Source organism: Agriterribacter sp. (genome assembly GCF_035445465.1).
Lineage (GTDB): Bacteria > Bacteroidota > Bacteroidia > Chitinophagales > Chitinophagaceae > Agriterribacter.
Map to the genome: position 1 here is coordinate 113,277 of NZ_DAOMQT010000007.1, position 20,164 is coordinate 133,440.

At 42.4% G+C, this 20,164-nt stretch carries 10 protein-coding genes; 7 read left to right on the forward strand and 3 right to left on the reverse strand.

Features of this window, described 5'->3' with window-relative positions:
- Window positions 1-122: 122 nt before the first annotated feature.
- The 6 genes from PLE34_RS06005 (at window position 123) to PLE34_RS06030 (ending at window position 13,418) form a co-directional block, all read left to right on the forward strand.
- Window positions 123-3,572: a SusC/RagA family TonB-linked outer membrane protein gene (locus PLE34_RS06005; RefSeq protein ID WP_324554927.1), complete on the forward strand. Its 3,450-nt coding sequence runs from the start codon at window positions 123-125 to the stop codon at window positions 3,570-3,572.
- A gap of 17 nt (window positions 3,573-3,589) precedes the next feature.
- Window positions 3,590-5,182, forward strand: coding sequence for a SusD/RagB family nutrient-binding outer membrane lipoprotein (locus tag PLE34_RS06010; RefSeq protein WP_324554929.1), 1,593 nt, complete (start codon window positions 3,590-3,592; stop codon window positions 5,180-5,182).
- 135 nt (window positions 5,183-5,317) lie between these two features.
- Window positions 5,318-6,343, forward strand: coding sequence for a glycosylasparaginase (locus PLE34_RS06015; protein ID WP_324554931.1), 1,026 nt, complete (start codon window positions 5,318-5,320; stop codon window positions 6,341-6,343).
- A gap of 502 nt (window positions 6,344-6,845) precedes the next feature.
- Window positions 6,846-10,169 (forward strand): SusC/RagA family TonB-linked outer membrane protein, encoded by a 3,324-nt coding sequence (locus PLE34_RS06020; protein WP_324554933.1) that lies wholly within the window; start codon window positions 6,846-6,848, stop codon window positions 10,167-10,169.
- A 23-nt stretch (window positions 10,170-10,192) separates the two neighbouring features.
- The gene (locus tag PLE34_RS06025; protein WP_324554935.1) at window positions 10,193-11,749 is read left to right on the forward strand and encodes a SusD/RagB family nutrient-binding outer membrane lipoprotein; all 1,557 of its coding nucleotides are present in this window, start codon (window positions 10,193-10,195) and stop codon (window positions 11,747-11,749) included.
- A gap of 97 nt (window positions 11,750-11,846) precedes the next feature.
- The gene (locus PLE34_RS06030) at window positions 11,847-13,418 is read left to right on the forward strand and encodes an FG-GAP repeat domain-containing protein (protein ID WP_324554937.1); all 1,572 of its coding nucleotides are present in this window, start codon (window positions 11,847-11,849) and stop codon (window positions 13,416-13,418) included.
- 291 nt (window positions 13,419-13,709) lie between these two features.
- Here PLE34_RS06030 and PLE34_RS06035 read toward each other — a convergent pair whose 3' ends face one another.
- Window positions 13,710-14,984 (reverse strand): hypothetical protein, encoded by a 1,275-nt coding sequence (locus PLE34_RS06035; RefSeq protein WP_324554939.1) that lies wholly within the window; start codon window positions 14,982-14,984, stop codon window positions 13,710-13,712.
- A 26-nt stretch (window positions 14,985-15,010) separates the two neighbouring features.
- Between PLE34_RS06035 and PLE34_RS06040 the strand changes: the two genes are divergently transcribed.
- Window positions 15,011-15,196, forward strand: a complete 186-nt coding sequence (locus PLE34_RS06040) for a hypothetical protein (protein WP_324554940.1) — start codon at window positions 15,011-15,013, stop codon at window positions 15,194-15,196.
- Window positions 15,197-15,321: 125 nt separating this feature from the next.
- Here PLE34_RS06040 and PLE34_RS06045 read toward each other — a convergent pair whose 3' ends face one another.
- The gene (locus tag PLE34_RS06045; RefSeq protein ID WP_324554942.1) at window positions 15,322-17,994 is read right to left on the reverse strand and encodes a glycoside hydrolase family 3 protein; all 2,673 of its coding nucleotides are present in this window, start codon (window positions 17,992-17,994) and stop codon (window positions 15,322-15,324) included.
- A gap of 184 nt (window positions 17,995-18,178) precedes the next feature.
- Window positions 18,179-20,134 (reverse strand): methylmalonyl-CoA mutase family protein, encoded by a 1,956-nt coding sequence (locus tag PLE34_RS06050; protein WP_324554944.1) that lies wholly within the window; start codon window positions 20,132-20,134, stop codon window positions 18,179-18,181.
- Window positions 20,135-20,164 lie beyond the last annotated feature (30 nt).

Here is a 20,164-nt window from a genome sequence, read left to right on the forward strand (position 1 = left end):
GTTAACCCGGGGGATTGTGTGGCGGAACAGAGCAGCCGCACTACGCCATAGTGGAATAGCGGGTTGTACCGGTCTTAAATATTGTTAGTCTTAGTCAATCATAAATTAAAACTCAACTGTAAATGAAAAAAGTAAAAAAACAAATTTTACTGGTTTTGCTGGTCCTGCTGGCGGGCAATATAGCGCTGTTCGCACAGGAAGGGCGGGTTATCAGCGGCATAGTAAAAGATGATAAAGGGAATCCTGTTGCAGGTGCAACAATAGCTGTTAGAGGTGCTTCCCAAACAGTTGTAACGGATGAAAATGGAAAGTATTCTATTTCTGTGGGAAGAAACAATGCAATCCTAGTGGTTAGTTATGTGGGGTTTGAAGAAAAACAGGTTTCTGTAGGCACTGCTTCTGAGATAAATATTACCCTGTCCGAAGCTGCAGGTAGCCTTGATGAGGTTGTTGTAACAGCTCTTGGCATTAAACGTTCGCCCCGATCACTGGGTTATGCAGCTCAGAAAGTTGATGGCAAAGATTTAACATTAGCTCAGGCTCCAACAATAGCACAAGGATTGATGGGGAAAGTTTCAGGTTTGAATATCAGTCAGGCCTCGGGTGGAGTAGAGGGCGGATCTTCAAGATTGGTGATTAGAGGTAATACCAATTTGACCGGAGACAATCGCGCTTTAATTGTAGTGGATGGAGTTCCTATTAATAATACGCCTTTAAACGGAAGCTCACTGGGAACAAAATTAAATGAGGATGTTGCTACCTATAATGACTGGGGAACAGGATTAAACTTTATCAATTCAGAAGATATTGAAAGTGTAACAGTGTTAAAAGGACCTGCAGCTTCTGCTTTATATGGTAACAGGGGTGCCAATGGTGTGATATTGGTAACCAGGAAAAAGGGAACCAAGAAAAAAGGACTTGGTATTGATTACTCGTTCAATGATCGCTTTAGTTCTGTATACAATGACTTCTTTAATTTCCAGAATGACTATGGAGCTGGTTTTATTTCTTCTTTATGGACAGGCGATAATAACAAAAGGTTTAATGTAAATGGTAATGGACAGCGTATTCAAACACCTATCTACGGCCCGGATCAGATGGGCGTTTATACTAAAGGTGCGCATGGTATGCTGCCTTATGATAATCCAACTGTGGCCTGGCCGTTTATTTCATTTCCCGGTGCTTTATCCTGGGGACCTAAATTTGATGGTCAGCCGATGTTGTGGTATGACGGAGTACAAAGGCCATACAGTGCTCACCCCGATGCCTGGAAAGTATTCTTTCCCAATGGGTCTACCAGTCAACATAATGTTTCTGTTTCCAGCGGAGGAGACATAGGGTCGTTTAGACTTGCCTATACAAGAGAGGACAATAAGGCAAATGTTCTTAATAGCAATTACGCCTCTAATATGCTTACTTTAGGTTCAACCATCAATATCAGTCCAAAACTTACTGCTGATATATCTGCCAGCTATTTAAGCTACAAAAGATTAAATACACCGGCGATAGGAAATTCTTACCTGCAGGGCATGTTTTATGCAGCTCCACGCGATTACGATCCTTATGTTGATCTTGCGAATACTTACAAGGCAGACGGCTCTTTAAATGATGTGACGAATTCCAGTAACTTCCCTGCCGGCGAACAGGCATATCCATTTAATGGAAATAGTTATTTGCAAAATGCATTTTGGTACATCGATAAAAATAATACACAGCTAAATCGTAAGAATTTTATAGGTAGTGTAAAATTGACAGCTACGCCTACCTCCTGGCTTACATTAACAGGACAGGCAGGTGTTGACAATAGCAACGACCGGATAGAAATTAGGAATTATCCAAGAGATCCTCAGGGAATTACAGGCGGTAAATTTGGAGTTCGTAACGACCGGAATAATACCCTTAATATGTTGGGTATGGCGCGATTCTACAAGGATAATGTTGCAGATAAGGACATTAATATAAGTCTGACTGCAGGTGGAGAGTCTGTTAACGTTAAGAATTATGCTAACAGTCTTGCAACACGTGGAAACTTTATTAATCCGTTTCTTTTCAATCTGAAAAACGGTAGTGAGCCAGTTAATATTAATGAAGATATTGTTGATTTACCATTTGCTTATAAAATCAATTCTTTAATCGGCATCTTTGATATCTCATACAAAAACTATTTGTTTTTGCAGGTAACAGGCCGTAATGACTGGACTTCCACTTTACGATCCCCCTATAATACCTTCTTTTATCCTGCTGTGAGTTTAGCATATGTGTTCACAGATGGGATCAGCAGCCTCAAAGAATCTGCTCCCTGGTTGAGCTATGGTAAAGTTGCTTTATCTTACGCAGGCAGAGGCAGTGGTACCGACCCATATGCAACAAATGCGATAATCGACGGGGTTGCATATAACGGTACGGTAGCGCAGTCATTCCAGAACATTCTTACCGACCCTCGTATTAAACCTCAGAGAACAAAACAATATGAGGCAACACTTAATTTAGGATTATTCAATAATAAGTTGAATATCGAGCTAACCGGCTATGCAGGCAATGCCTCCCCGCAAATTGTTGAAACCGCCCTTCCAATTTCATCAGGAGTTAGTTCGATAAGGATTAATGATGCAAAATTGGCAAGTAAAGGATTTGAGTTTTTTATCAATGCAAATCCGATAACCACAAAAAACTTCTCATGGAGCATTACGGTTAATGGTTCACGGGCAACAAATAAATTAATTTCCCTTTCTGGTGTGGATAGTGTGCTCACCATAGGAAGTGTTTATGGATCAAGTGGGGCGTTACAAAAAGTTCGGGTGGGAGATAACTACGGAACCATTTATGGAAAAGACTTTACGTATGATCAGAATGGTAATATAGTAGTACGTCAGGCGATTGGTGGAGATGGGCAAGTGATGAAATACACCACACCTGATGGGCAGGAACATATTGCTGCTACAGAGTGGGTGCTTACACCTAATGAAGTACCTATCGGAAACTCCATACCTAAACTTACTGGTGGTATTGCTAATACACTTCGCTATAAAAACTTCTCTCTCTATTTTCTTACCGACTTTAAATGGGGTGGAGATACCTGGTTTGGATCTTATAGCTCTGCAATGGGTAACGGGTTGAGACAGGAAACTGTAAAAGAACGTAACGGTGGTGGCTTACCCTACACCTATCCTGATGGAACAACTGGCAATGTGGGTATGATTATGGACGGCGTGTATGCTGATGGAAAACCTAATGATGTGATAGTACCCGCTTCCTGGTATTACGGAATTTCTTATGCATCATGGAATCATCTTGGTGTGCCTCGTTCATTATCAGTTTTCGAAAACTCTTGGATGAAACTCAGAGAAGCCAGCCTTTCTTACCAGTTTCCAGCCTCAGTGGTGAAGAAAACCCATATATTTCAAAACCTGAGTTTGTCAGTAATAGGAAGGGATCTGTTTTACCTATTTACTACAATACCTAAAGGACTCAATCCCGAAGGCGTAAACGGTATAGGAAATGTGCAAGGGCTCGAAAACTCATCTATGCCTAACTTCCGTTCATTTGGATTTTCTGTAAGGGCTTCGTTTTAACCAGAAAAATTAATAAGATGAAACTAAAATTTAATTATATAATAATTCTCGCTTTTGCTGCATTCTTTTCGTGTACAAAGGGTTTTGAAGAAATGAATGAAACCCCCGATAAGCCGAGTATTTCAACTTTAACTATTCCCGGGCTGTTTAATGGAATATCGAAAGATATTACCAATGGTAATGATGCGCTGAACATCTATCTGCTGCTTGATCTTACTAACCAGCAGGCGGTGCAAAATGAAGTTACCAGTACAGCTATATACAATGCAGGTTTATGGAATTCATATTATCCTGTTTTGTTTGATTATAAAAAGCTACAGGACTTAATCAATAATAGTCCAGCTAAGGCGGAGTACAGCAATGTAAAATTCATAGCGGATATTTTGATGGCTTCCAAGACTTTGCAGATGCTGGATTTTTACGGCGATATTCCATATACACAGGCCGGTATGGCAGACAATCTGGAGTCGCGCCGTCCAGCATATGATAAACAGGTTGATATCTATAAGAGTGTGTTAGCTGATCTTAAATCGGCTGCTGAAGGGATAAAAATTGGAGATGCTACTCAAATCAGCATTGGTAACTCAGACTCTTTCTTAAAGAATGATTTTACTGCATGGATCCGTTTTGCGAATGCACTTCGTTTGAGATATGCAGTAAGACTTTACGAAAAAGAGCAGGCACTTGCTTCTGAGATTATTACTGACATCATTGGCGGTAATAAGCCTTTGCCGATGAATCAGGACCCAGCCGCACTGGAAAAAAACAATTTCGGTTTTTGGCCTGGTAAGGTCGCGCCGGTTGTTACTACTGACAGGTTGTGGAGTAGTTTTGCAGAAAACTCTATTTCCAAAATTCGCATGAGCAGCAATGTTTGGGCCCAGATGTCGAGTAACAATAACACCGATGGCTCTGGAATTTTTGATCCACGTACAAAAGTTTGGTTCATGACAAACAATGCGGACCTTTGGGTTCCGCAACCACAGAACCACTCGGTGATAGATGGTGGCGATCCTTACCCTGGTGATGGAGCCCGTCCGGCAATAGGAGCAGATGCCGATAATAAATATGCTTCATTCAATGTTAATTTATTATTTAACGGAAGGCAGAATTATCCTTACCTGATTATATCGGAAGCAGATGTATATTTTTTGAAAGCGGAGATCTATCAGCGCGGATTGGGAGTAGCTAAAGATGTCGCTGCTGCTAAAACTGCTTACGAAGCGGGCATTAAGTCTTCCATTGATTTTTGGTATGCCATGTCATGGATCACAAATTTGCCTACCAAGCCTACTCCGGCAGAAATTACAACCTTCTTAAATGTTCCATCGGTGGCGTATAATGGCGCAGATGATGCGGATGCTTTTAAAAAGATTGTTACTCAGGCGTGGCTTAGCGCTATTTGGAATCCAATGGAAGGGTGGGCGTTAGTGAGAAGAACCGGATTAACACCTAAAGATCCGACGTATACTCCACTGGTTAGGCCTAACAAAGTTCCATACCCGGCCGACGAGGAGCTAAATAATAGAACAAATTGGTTAGCCGCATTGGGTGGAACAGCTTTATCATTGGATCAACAAGCACAGATAAAGGTATATTGGATGCCATAATTTTTTTAAGAAACTAAAAGAGAAGCTGTTTCATCAGGAGACAGCTTCTCTTTTTAATTATTGTTTAAATGAACTGCCATTTCATTTAATTTTGAGCATATAAAAATTACTGAAAAACAGTTTAAAAAATAGGAAATGTCTACCCGCAGAAAATTTTTGCAAGCCTCGGTAATAAGCTCCGCAGCGGTTTTAACAGGCAGGCAGGTATTGGCCGATACGGCAACCTTACCCATTCCCGTTATTAATAATCCTGTTGTAATCTCTACCTGGGATTTTGGTAAAGCGGCTAATGCCGGGGCCTGGACCATACTTGGCAAAGGAGGCAGGGCCTTAGATGCGGTGGAAGCTGGTGTAAAAATACCGGAGGCCGACCCCACCAATCAAAGCATTGGATATGGAGGCTTACCCGACCGGGACGGGCATGTAACGCTGGATGCCTGTATCATGGATGAGCAATATAATTGCGGGTCGGTAATGGCATTGGAACATATTGTGCATGCTATTTCGGTTGCCCGGCTGGTGATGGAAAAAACACCGCATATTGTTTTGGCCGGTGACGGCGCCCTGCAGTTTGCCCTGGCTAACGGGTTCAAAAAAGAGAACCTTCTTACGCCGGAGAGTGAAAGAGCCTGGAAAAAATGGCTGAAAACGGCTAAATACGATCCGGTGATCAACGTGGAAAATCAATTATACAATAAAGAGAATGATCCTATGCCCGGCGGCCCCAACAACCACGACACCATTGGTATGGTAGCCATGGATGCCGGCGGGAACTTAAGCGGCGCCTGCACTACCAGTGGGATGGCCTATAAAATTCACGGGCGGGTGGGTGATTCTCCCATCATTGGCGCAGGATTGTATGTAGATAATGAGATTGGCGCCGCTACTTCCACCGGCGTAGGCGAAGAAGTGATCCGCATTGTAGGTTCACACCTCGTGGTGGAACTGATGCGCCAGGGACATTCGCCCGAAGCCGCCTGTAAAGAAGCGGTTCAGCGCATCATTAAACGTAGCCCGGAGAAATCAAAAAAAATACAGGTTGGATTTCTGGCATTAAATAAAAAAGGCGAATACGGCGCCTATGCCTTACAGAAAGGCTTTACTTATGCCGTAAAAAGTGGCAAAGAAGAAAGCGTGTATGCATCAAAAAGCATCTATTAGCATTTAAAAAAACTCCCCATATTAGAAACTTCTGTGGTTAAGTATCTCGTGCAGACACTAAGCATGACGGGAGCATTTATTATGTGTAAAGTAAAACACAGGAAATAAATGCCGCCACAGTTGGTGGCTCACATAGTGGTGCCATACCGGCTTTCAAAATTCGGCGCTCATCAATAACAGGCGCTCACCAATAACAATTATAGTATGGGGTTAATGTATGCCGGAATTTCATTTTTTGACCCAGAGTCTTATTCCAGAAAATATTATTTTATGAGTAAGCAGCGTTTATAAATAAAATCTTCTCTACTAATAAGCGGAAATATTGTCATTTCGTTACTATTTACCAAAACTTATTTTATTAATTGTTTTAAAAACAAATCTTTTTGTTTTTTTTAAAAAAGTATTGTTAAATTTGCATTAATTATTATAATTAACATTAAGTTTCTTGTAGCTCCTTGATTTTAAGCAAATTCTTTCTTTATAAATTCAAAAACTAACAACGATGAAGAAATCAGCAACTCGTTTTTTGCTTATGGGAATGCTCTTCTTATGCAGTGCATTTACTTTCGGGCAGGGAACAAAAACAATAACCGGTTTGGTAAGAGACGCTTCCGGAGCAGTTTTACCAGGGGTTTCTGTTACTGAAAAGGGTAGCAATACCGGAGGTACCTTTACAAATGAAAATGGACGATTTTCAATCAATGCAGCAGAAAATGCTGTTCTTGTATTTAGTTATGTAGGTTATGCCACGCAAGAGGTGCGGATTGGCTCAAATGCAGATATTGTTGTTGAACTGGCAGCTTCGGAAAATGCGCTTACCGAAGTAGTTGTAACCGCGATGGGTATCAAAAAAGAACAAAGAAAATTGGGCTATGCGGTATCTACAGTGAGTTCAAAAGATATTCTGTTAACCTCGCCAACAAATTTTGCATCGGCTTTATATGGTAAAGCTCCCGGGGTAAACATCAATACTAATCCCGGAGGCGCTACCAGTGCGGTTAGTGTAGGTATCCGCGGATTGAATTCCATTAATTTTTCCCGCCAGCCTTTATTGGTAGTGGATGGAGTGGTTACCCGGAACGGAGAGGCTAATAATGACGGTTTCTGGAGCTCACCACGCATTAATGGAAACGGGCTTTTAGATATTAATCCCGAAAATATAGAATCACTAACTATTTTAAAGGGCGCCGCTGCTTCCGCATTATATGGTTCTGATGCTGCTAATGGTGTGATCGTGATTACTACAAAAAACGGGAAAGGTAAAAAAGGACTGGGTGTGGATTTTAATTCATCCTACATTAGCGAAACAGTAGCCATAGTGCCTGATCTTCAGAATGAATATGGACCCGGGTACGATCGCGGAACTAATATGGGTAGTTTTGGCTCCGATGATGCCGGGTGGCTTCAAACTACAGTAAACGGACAAACGGTGAAATACCCCATCTTCCGGGCTTACGGTCAGTTCGGCCCTAAATTTACCGGAGAGGATGTTTACTGGTGGGATGGGGAAATGCGGCCTTATGTTGCCCAAAAGAATTACTGGAACTCGTTCTACAGGGATGGAATGAGCGCTGTTCAGAACATTGCGGTAAGCAATGCTACAGATCAGTTTAATTACAGGTTATCGTATACCCGTAATGATTACAAGGGTATACAAATTGGCGGTAAGCAGGAAAAAAACACTTTTAATTTAAATACTTCCTTTAAGATCACTCCTAAGTTTAGTACCGATCTGATCATAAGCTATGTTAATGAAAAGGTGCACAATCGCCCCTACCAGATTGACAGGCTTACTAATAACTACGGCGGTTTCCTGAGTGCTGCAGAAAGAATGGATGTAATTTTTGATAAGTATAAAACTACAAAAGGATACAAGTACGTTCCTTTTAATGATGTTTCCAAAGACCCTGCGGAAGCATTAAAATATAATATACGGGGGTACGACTTCCTGGATTTTTTGTGGAACCAGCTTGAAAATAGTTTTGATGAAACCTCAAATCGTTTGATGGCATCTGCTACGGTTAATTATGATATTGTGAGGAATCTCCGCTTCAGGGGTAGGCTTGGAACTGACTACACTGGTTATTTTGCCGAGTCAAAAAATAAAGCAAACTATCCTTTGGCATTCGGAGAAAGTGGTTACTATGGAACCAACTTTAACAAATATAACTTCACATATGGCGATCTGTTGCTTACCTATTCCAATAATGTAACGGATAAGTTAACCCTGAATGTTTCTGCCGGATACCAGGCAAGAGAAGAAGTTTACCATAATTCCGGACAGGGTACACGTGATGGTTTGACCCAGGAAAACTGGTTTAGCTTTAATGCTTCCAAAACCACCCCAACATCTGGTTCTTCATCGAGGAGCTTTTTGGTAAAAGACGGGTTGTTTGGGATTTTGGGTGTGGAATACAATAACTTTTTATTTCTTGAAGGAACGGTAAGACGTGAAAGAACTTCTACACTATACCCGGGGAATAATACTTTTGTTTATCCGGCTGTAAGCGGTTCTTTTGAGCTGAGCAATGCACTTACATTGCCGCAGTTTGTATCTTATAGTAAATTAAGAGCTTCATGGGGTGTGGTTGGTAACCCTGCTCCGGCTTATGTAGCAAACACTATTTATAATGCAGGAAGCATTAACGGGGTTGCAACGCTGTATCCCGGCAACCCTTATGGCAACAACAACTTAAAGAACGAGCGCAAAACAGAAATGGAATTTGGCTGGGAAACCAAGTTGCTTAATAATCGTTTAGGATTTGATGTGTCTTATTATAACAATAAGGTTACTGATCAGATACTAAGCCTTACCGTTCCCGCCACTACCGGGTCAACTGGTATTTTGGTTAATGTGGGGTCCTTAAGAAATTATGGAGTTGAGCTTGCTTTGTATGGTAGTCCTGTTAAGGGAAGGAACTTTCAGTGGGATACCAGGTTAAACCTGGCATTTAACCGCAATAAAGTGCTTTCGTTAATGGAAGGGCTTGAAAGACTGACGAATTCAAATCTTGATAACGGTTCGTTGCTGATTGTTTCTGAAATAGGCAAACAGGCTGGAGATATTATAGGGTATAAGAGACGGCAAGATGCGAATGGCGATTATGTAATTAACGGAGACGGATATTATGATATCAATTTTGATGACCAGACAAAGATGGGTAACATCCAGGCCAAATCGCTTGGCGGTTTAACAAATACATTAATGTATAAAAATTTTGCACTCAATTTCCTTGTTGATTTCAGGTGGGGCGGGCAGGTTATCTCACAGGCGCTTTTGTACGGAACAGGTGCAGGGATGTACACCAATTCCCTGTTTGGTCGTGATAAATCGCATGGAGGTATTTCCTATTATGTGGATGGTACAGGAACGTACGTAAAAGTGGAAGGCAATGCTACGGCCGGCCCTAATGGCGAAAAGGTGTATGATGACGGCATGATATTAAAAGGTGCTAAACAAAGCGATGGAAAGGAAAATGATGTGATCATTGATGCACCTAATTATTATTTGAATACTTATGCATGGGGATCTTGGCCGGGTTCAGGTTCTTACAGCACTTATGAAGGCGCCGTGTTCGACAACAATTTTATAAAACTACGTGAGCTGGCATTGTCATATTCGTTGCCTGTAAAAGCAATGGAAAGAATTAAAATGCAGAATGTAACGATATCTATTTATGGAAGGAATCTTTTCTACTTCTATAAATCCCTGCCTTATCTTGATCCGGAAGAAAGCATTGGAACCAACTCGTTTTCCCAGGCTTTTGCCGGTGGCGCCAGTGCTGCAACCCGTTCAATAGGTGCAAGTATCAGGGTATCATTTTAATTTAAAATATTAATCAGATTACAATGAAAAAGCAAATTATAAGAGCCATTTTAATTTTTTCCATCCCGGTATTTTTGATAACGGGATGCACAAAGTCGGATTTTGACGACAATTACAATAATCCTGAAAGAACCGTTAATTCAAATGTAGAAGGATTATTTGCAGGCATTTTTGATAATGGCAGGGTAATGCCGAGATACTGGAACCTGTATACTTTTCATATTCCTATGCTGGGTGCCTATTCTCAAACCATAGGATATAGCAACGGGTCTAAAATTTATGAACAGGCGATTAACTATACACAGGATCGCTGGAATGACTATTATACCGGTACCATAGCCCGGTACAGGGAACTGGAGAAAAAGTATAATTCTTACGACGAAAGCTCACCAGAAAAAACAGGATACCAGCTTTTTGTGGAAATCGCAAGGATCTTTGTGTATGATCAAACTGCACAAATAGTGGATATGTGGGGTGATATTCCTTTTAGTACTTCAGGCCAATTAAATGCTACCGGCGGAAGCATCATTTTGGCAAGCTATGATACCGATAAAGAGGTGTATAGCTTCATTCAACAGGATTTAAAGCGAATTGCCGATTACCTGGCAACTATTTCCCTTGATCCGTTTTATACCAACCAGTTGCAAAAAAGTGACTATGTGAATGATGGAAATATTTTAAAATGGAGAAAGTACTGTAATTCCCTGCGCCTGCGGCTTGCTATGCGCACCTCTTATTCAGACGAAGCCGGATCAAAAGCTATTGCAGAGGAAATTCTTGGCAATCCAACTCAATACCCCGTAGTTGATAATATAGACGAAACCATACAGATTGTTGCTGAAGGAAGCTTGGTTTCAGGCGATATGGAAAGTGGCTTTGGGATCAATAGTCTTGCACCGGGATATATGGTAGAAGATATCCTTAATCCTTCTAATGACCCCCGTTTACCCGTTTTATTTAGCGCAAACAAAAACGGCGAATATCATGGCGTTATTAATACATGGACGAGTGCCCGTCAAACTGACTCTACAACTGCAGGTTATTATTCAAGATATGATTCTGTAACCTTTATCAAGAACAGGAATTTTCCAGGTATTATTTTAACTGCTTCTGAAGTGAGCTTTATTAAAGCAGAAGCCTATGAGAGATGGGGAGGAGGTAATGCTAAAACGGCGTATGAACAGGGTATAACCCAGTCCATTGATTTCTATTATTATCTCAACCATCTGAATGATTCCTGGGGCGCTCATGAAACGCCTCCAACGCAATCAGTTGTGAATACTTTCCTTGCTGATCCGCTGGTAGCGTATGGTGCAGACCAGGCAGAAAATCTAAAAAAGATTGGCACGCAAAAATGGATTGATTTTGGGATCATGCAGGCTAATCAGGCCTGGGCAGAATATAAGAGAACAAAATATCCTGAGCTTAACTTCCCCAACGATGCCAGTTCTACATTATCTCCCAATCCGCCTCTAAGGTTGCTCTATCCTTCAACAGAGAGGATATTAAACACAAGAAACTATGAAGCTGTTGCTTCCAAAGATAATGTTACAACCAAAGTGTTTTGGAATGTAAAGTAATTTCAGGCAGAAAGGAAATATAAAAAAGATATAAGTAAAGAGGCAGGTCACCATCTGCCTCTTTACTTTTGTATACCCGTATTAAAATGTTTGTAGCATGCCTGTTATTAAAGCCGGTTGGATTATTGCTTCTTTAATATTTGTATTTGTTGTATGCACCGGAGTAACAGAAAACATATCCGGGGTTATTTCAAAACGCTTAATAGAAACTGCAAATGTAGATTCTATTGCACCCGGCAAACAGTTAGCCTTACAATACTGCGGGATGTGCCACCTTTTCCCCGATCCTTCTTTATTGGATAAAAAAACGTGGATTGACCGCGTGTTGCCTAATATGGGGCTACGGCTCGGCATAAACGAAACAGGCAAAGACCCGTATGCCGATTTGGTTCCGGAAGAGCAGCCCACCATGCGCAAATTGAATGTATATCCAGGCACACCGTTAATTACCAAAAAAGACTGGGATCAAATTGTACAATATTTTGAAAGCGAAGCGCCTGAAGCGCCATTGCCACAAAAGAAACATGATCCCATTTCGGATACCTGCACTTTATTCTTATCAAAGCAGATCAGCTTCGATGATAAGCCGCTCCCCAAAACAACCATGCTCAAATTTAACAGCGCATCGGATGAAATATATATAGGAGACGGCCAGCATAAATTATACATCCTGGATAATCACTTTAACTTTAAATCGGCCTGGAATACGGAGAGTGCTCCCGTTGATATCAGCTTCAGGAAAGGGGCGGCACCCTTACTGCTTACGATTGGGAGCTTTGGTCCGTCGGATCAGCCGTTAGGACGCCTCCTGTCGTTTGATACGAGCTTTACGACGCCGCTGCCTGAAATTAACATTGACCATTTATACAGGCCGGTTCAGTTTGCACGCGCTGATCTGAATATGGATGGCAAGGAAGATGCAGTGATCTGCCATTTTGGAAATAACGCCGGGAAGCTGGCCTGGTACGATGATTTTCAGGCGCCAAAAGAAAATATTATAAAAAGCCTTCCCGGCGCCAGGAAGGCAGAGGTTAGAGATTTTAACGGAGATGGCAAACCTGATATTATGGTGCTCATGTCGCAGGCATGGGAAGGTATTTCCCTGTTTTATAATCTGGGGAATGGCGGATTCGAAGAAAAAAAGCTCCTGCAGTTTTCACCGGTATTTGGGGCGAGCTATTTTGAACTGGCGGATTTTAATAAAGACGGGCATCCCGATATTTTACTTACCAATGGCGATAACTGGGATTATTCGGCTGTAAATAAGAACTATCATGGCCTTCGGATATACCTGAATGATGGTAAAGATAATTTCAAAGAAGCCTGGTTCTATCCATTGTACGGAACGTCTAAAGCCGTAGCTGCCGATTTTGATAATGACGGTGATTTGGATATTGCAGCCATCGCGTTTTATGCTGACCTGGAGCATCCCGAGAATGGATTTGTTTATTTTTCCAACCAGGGAAATTTAAATTTTCACCCTTCTTCTCCCATAGAAGCGGCTTCGGGTAAATGGTTAACAATGGAAGCGGCGGATTTTGACCATGATGGTGATACAGACATTGTATTAGGCTCCTATTTTCATACGGTAGGAGAGTTAAGCAAGCTTATTGATAAAGGAACAACATCTTTCCCGCAGCTTCTTGTTTTAACCAATACAACAAAATAATCGTTTTAGTCGTGCCGGGGTTTTCATAGAAAGCCATTGTGAACAAACCATAGCTCTGGCGCTCTGCATTCGCCGGAGGCTTATCAGGCAATAAGATCGTACTTACTTTTGATGAATAGCTCCAGCCGGAGAAGATCGTTTCCGATGGAAAAAAACACGGTCCAGCTAAACCGGGACAATGAAATTACGATTGAGCTTCCTAACAACCTCCCGCAGAAAAGATATAAACCAAATTTTGATCCGGGCTTACATCATTGTCAATAAAAGGCTTAGGACGCTGAATGATTTATTTTACAAGAAAAACCAGCGCAACTGAGCTGTGTATGTATTGGGATTTAACGAGAAAGTTGGGTAGTTTGTGAAGGAGCCATAAAGGTCTGCTTTCACCGCTGCATCCCAATGCTTTGTAATTCGCATTCCTAATGTAGCATTCATGCTCACCCAGTGTTTGGAAGGAACAATATAGTTTTCCAATTCCTTTGATTTATTCCCCGGTTTTATAGTAGTGAATTTGTTTTCGGAGTATGATGAAAAATTATACGCTACACCAGCGCCTGCATATATTTTGTAACTTTCTTTATTTATAAAACTATAAAGTACCGAAAGTGATGGAGAGATGTTTTGTTGCTTCAACTGGTATTTCAAAATAACATTTGAAGTATCTGTCAGGTTTGAGGCTGTGGCTCCCTCTCCTGTATAACTCGTAGAATAATAGGATAGCTCTATCCTGATAAATAAAGCCTGGAGGTTTCTTTGTTCCACAAGATCCATTCCAACAGAAAAATAAGGCGAAAAGCCCCCGGAATAACTCATTTTTTCCATGTAAAACTGTTCCCCTTTAAATCGCAATGAGGAATACCCTCCTCCTATGCCTGCAAAAAGAGCTGCTTTTATTCTGCTACCACTCGTACTTCCAGTGCTGTAATACACCGAGCCGTTCAGCTTGTTAATTGCCGCTACCACCTCCTTTAAGTCTTGCTCTTTATAACCAGCAGTATTAATTTTAGTTTCCAGAGAAGATGGCATTTCTTTATTGCCCGCCACCGCTCTTAATTGGTTGATGTAATTTTTTTGGTTTGCAATATTACTTCGTTCGTTGATAAAAACCTTATAACTCAGTTCCTTAAAGGGCCCGGCAGCCTCCTTAATAAAATAGTGAGGTTTGGTGTCAATCAATTCGTACAAATCAATTGTGCTCCCTGATACAATTTGACGCAAAAAAACAGTGTCAGTAATGGTCATGTTTTCTGTTCCCTCCACAAGCTGGTTCTGGTCAACAGGGCGAATATCTTTTTCAACGATCGCCTTTATATACTTGTCAAACCCTGTGATTTCAAAACATATTATGTCATCGGGGCCAAACTTAGCCACGTTGTCAGTGAGGGAGTCTTTTTTAAAAAGAATTTGTTGCGGGTTTTTTCTCCAGTTTTTATAATTTATCCATCCCCGAAGTGTATCTCCGTTATTTTCAACGACATATCCTTTTTTGTTATTGTTTTGTCCAAAGGCAGATATGGCAATAAAGCCCGTCAGCAAGGCAATCATCTGAAAGGTCAGGGGTTTCATAAGTGAACTTTTAAAAGTAAATATACATGAAAAGAGTTGTCATTCTTATACAAAATCGCGCAATATCTTTCCCCAAAAAAGAAACCTTTTTAGTCACGCCGGAATCCTCACAAAAAGCCATTTCGGGAAAATCAAGACCCTGGCGTTCTATATTCGCCCGCGCTCATCCCATACACAATATTCCTGTAGTGAATACCATCGCGACAAAATAAATATTTTACGGGACAGGGTCCAGGAAGAACATATGAAATACGAAATTTGCAGACTGCTATGTAGAAAAGTATGGTATTTAATGCAAAACCTTATTCTCCGCGGAATATGTTTCTACCCGCTGTACTCATTTTACTTCCAGCACCTCCTTCAACCGTATATCCGTCGACGATGCCCCGATCATGATCGTAAACTCCCCGGGTTCTACTACTGTTTCCATTTCTGCGTTCAGCATGCTCAGCATTTCAGGTGTAATCGTAAATGTAATTTGCCTGCTTTCGCCTGCTTTGAGCCACACACGCTGAAATCCCTTTAATTCCATCACGGGCCTGGCTACCGATGCAAGCTTATCTGTAATGTATAACTGAACAACCTCATCACCATCTGCTTTCCCTGTATTTTTTATCATGCATTTTACCGTGGTGGTTTCACCAGGCGCCATTGTTCTTTTACTGAACTCGGGATTGCTGTATTCAAATGTTGTGTAGCTTAATCCATACCCGAACGGGAACAGGGGCAGCCCGCTTAAATTATTATAATCATCTCCCCGCCCGGTGGGTTTGTGATTGTATACCAATGGCAACTGCGCTTCATGCACCGGAAAGGTTACAGGCAGGCGGCCCGCAGGGTTATAATCGCCGAATAAAACATCCGCAACAGCATGCCCGCCTTCTTCACCAGGATACCAAACATCCAGCACACTGTGTACCTTATCTAACCAGTTGCGCATGGTAACCGCGCTGCCACCCACTAATACCACCACCACCGGCTTACCGGTAGCGGCTACCTGCTGAATCAGCTCTTCCTGGCGTCCCGGCAGTGAAAGCATAGCCCTGTCCTGGAACTCACCTTCATGTATACCCGCTACTATTACCGCTATGTCCGACCTGCGCGCGGCGGCAACGGCTTCCTGTATTTGGGCGTCCTGATCCGTAGTTATTTCTGCATTCCATACCAGCTTTATATGCGCATTGCCCACAGGCTCAAAAAATTCAACCCTGAGTGTATACGCTTTATCTTTTTCAAAAGTAAAATCAGACAGTAAAGTATTATAGCTGCGTTTGGTCCAGTTATCAACAATGAGGCTGCCGTTAATGTATAAACGATAACCATCATTGCCTTCCAGTCCTATTTTGTATTTACCGGATACAGGTGCTTTTAGTGTTCCTGCCCATCTAACAGAATAAAACTGTTCGGTAATGGCCGTGCCGGGTGTAAATAACGTCCATGAAAAATTAATGGCAGCATCTGTTCTGGTAAGGGCCGGTTCCCCGCTAAGGCTGATATTGTTAAAGTAACTGCCCTGCATCCCCGCCACTGTTTTGCCGTTCTCAATATGATGAAGATATTTTGGAGGGACAACCGTCCATGCTTTTGTTTCCCTTCCGGGGCCGGGCACATAAGATACCTGTATATTTTCCCCGGTTTTCTGGCGGATACCGTCCAAAATGGAAACCTTGTTATTCCCCGGCCCGCTGTATCCGCCCAGCCTGGCCGCTACGGCATCTTCCCCTATAACTGCTATAGAGCGGAGGTTTTTTGAAAGTGGTAAAAGATGCTTATCATTTTTCAGGAGCACAATGGATTTTGCCGCCGCTTCGCGGGCTAACGCTTTGTGCGTGGCTAATGATTTTACGATCGCCGTTTCTGCAACGTAAGGTTGCTCAAATAAACCCAGCTCAAATTTGGCGAGCAATACCCTCGACACGGCATCGTCTATTCTTTTCATATCTATTCCGCCATCTAAAAAAGGAGGAATAAAAAGTTTATAGTGGTCATAAGCAGTTTGAAAAATAACATCAAGTCCCCCGGTAATGGATTGCTGTGCCGATTCGGGATAATCCTTCGCCGTATTATGCAGCACTACGGTTCCTCCCGTAGCGCCGGCATCGGAGATCACAAAACCTTTAAAGCCCCATTTATCTTTAAGGGTTTTATTCAGCAGCCAGTCGTTCGCGCTGCTGGCAGTACCATCTAATGAATTGTAGGCGGTCATTACGGAGCGCGATCCTCCGCGTTCAATGCAGGCCCTAAAGGGCGGGAGGTAAATTTCTTCCAGCAGGCGTTCATTGAAATGAATGGGATAGCTGTCGCGGCCGCCATCGCCCACGTTGGCAACAAAATGTTTGGGAGTGGTAATGATATCCATCTTTTCGAAAGCGCTTACAAAAGCCACACCCATTTCGCTGCTCAGAAAAGGGTCTTCACCGTAGGTTTCCTCAGTACGGCCCCAGCGTACATCACCGGCAATATTTACAACGGGCGAAAGGATTTGCCGTATGCCGCGCATTTTTGTTTCCGTTGCAATAGCATGGGCAACACGGCTCATCAGTGCTGTATCAAATGTGGCAGCCAGGGCAATGGCCTGAGGAAAAGCAGTAGCGCCATCGCGCACCAATCCGTGCAGCGCCTCATCAAAAGCGATGACGGGGATGCCCAGCCTTGTTTTTTCAACAAAATAGTGTTGAATACCGTTGATCTTTCTTGCCAGCGATAATGCGTTTTCCGATGCGCTGTAGGTGAGCAATTGCTGCACGGCATTACCATCTTTTGAACCGGCATTTACCTGGAATCCGAAAATGCCGTTTTTATACTGTCCGGGAAGGGTATCATCTATGTTCCCGGGTATCATAAACAATTGCCAGAATTTTTCTTCAATGGTCATTCTTTGCAGCAGGTCCTGAACCCTTTCCGCCGCAGGAAGTGCCGGGTTTTTGTAAGGTAACAGGCGCTGCGCCGGAAGCAGGAAAGGAAAAAATAATAATAGTATAGCCGGGAGAAATATTTTTGCGTTGAGCATAACAGGAATATATGAAACACTAAAAATACAAATAATACAGGCTTGTGTGGCTGTTAGGTATCAGGTAGTAAACGTTAACCACGGGATGAATACACCTTGTTTGTACATTCTGATAAGCCGGGGAAAACAAAATCAAAAACAATTTACAGGCGCCTGATAGTCAAATTATTTAAGGATTATCCTATTACATATTTCTCCTGTATTGGCCACCTACTTCAAATAGCGCATGGGTAATTTGCCCGAGGCTGCAATGCTTAACGGTATCCATCAGTACAGCAAACAGGTTTTCGTTATTGCCTGCGGCTGTTTTGAGCGCTTCTAATTTTTCAGCCACTACCTCTTCATTTCGTTTTTGGAATGCCCTGGTATTTTCGATCTGCTGCTCTTTTTCTTCTTTGGTGCTGCGGATCACTTCACCGGGTACCAGGGTGGGGCTGCCTTTCTTATTTAAAAAGGTATTTACACCAACAACCGGGAGCTCACCGGAATGTTTGAGGCTTTCGTAATATAAACTCTCTTCCTGTATTTTATTGCGCTGGTACATTCTTTCCATGGCGCCCAGCACACCGCCCCTGTCCGATATACGGTCAAATTCTGCAAGCACTGCATTTTCTACCAGGTTGGTTAATGCTTCAATAGCAAAGCTTCCCTGTATAAAGTTTTCCGTTTTAGCCGAGCCCAGTTCGCGGTTAATAATAAGCTGTATGGCCATGGCTCTCCGCACACTTTCTTCAGTAGGTGTGGTAATGGCTTCATCGTATGCATTGGTATGCAGTGAATTGCAATTGTCGTAAATGGCATATAGAGCCTGTAACGTGGTGCGTATATCGTTAAAGTCAATCTCCTGCGCATGCAGACTTCGCCCGCTGGTTTGGATATGATATTTTAATTTTTGTGAACGTTCATTGCCATGGTAAATATATTTTATGGCCTTGGCCCATATTCTTCTTGCTACCCTGCCTATAACGCTGTATTCGGGGTCCATACCATTACTAAAGAAAAAAGAAAGATTGGGCGCAAAATCATCAATATGCATACCGCGGCTCAGGTAATACTCCACATAGGTAAACCCGTTTGCCAGTGTAAAAGCCAGTTGCGTAACGGGGTTGGCTCCGGCTTCTGCAATATGATACCCGCTGATGCTGACACTGTAAAAATTGCGTACTTTATTTTCAATGAAATACGCCTGCACATCACCCATCAGCTTTAAGGCAAACTCTGTAGAAAAGATGCAGGTATTTTGCGCCTGGTCTTCCTTCAGTATATCTGCCTGCACGGTGCCGCGTACCTGCTGCAATGCTTCAGCCCTGATCTTTTCATACACCTCACGGGGTAATACCTCGTCACCACTCAAACCCAGTAACTTTAATCCTAACCCGTTGTTGCCATCCGGTAACCTTTCGGGTGAAGAAGGATCATAGTATACGGGGGGCGGCTGATGTTCATATTTCTTTTTGCTTGCTTTTTCCACTTCCTGCCATAAGCCTTTTGCTGTAATCCATTTTTCACATTGCTGGTCAATGGCCGCATTCATAAAAAAAGCAAGTATCACCGGGGCCGGGCCATTAATGGTCATGCTTACGGAGGTAGAAGGATCGCACAGGTCAAATCCGCTGTACAGTTTTTTGGCATCGTCTACCGTTGCAATGCTAACGCCGGCGTTACCAATTTTACCGTAAATATCAGGACGGTATGCCGGGTCTTCACCATACAATGTAACGCTGTCAAAAGCAGTAGAAAGCCGCTTTGCCGGCTGTCCGGCGGAAACATAATGGAAACGTTTATTGGTGCGTTCAGGTCCGCCTTCGCCGGCAAACATCCTTGTAGGATCTTCTCCCTGCCGTTTCAGCTCAAACACCCCGGAAGTATAGGGAAATTCACCGGGCACATTTTCCTGCATTCGCCATTGCACAATATCGCCCCAGTCTTTGTAGGCAGGCAACACAACTTTTGGAATTTTTGTTCCGCTTAACGACACTGTATTGATTTCCTGTTTGATGACTTTACCGCGTACGGTATATTCAAAAAAATCGGACTCATATTTTTTTTGCAGTTCCTTCCATTCTTCCAGTAATTGCTTTACTTCAGGGCTTAGCTTCTTTTCGAGTGCTTCGTATTGTTTTTGTAATATGGATTGCATGAGTTGTTATTATTTTTTGGAGCGCCTGTT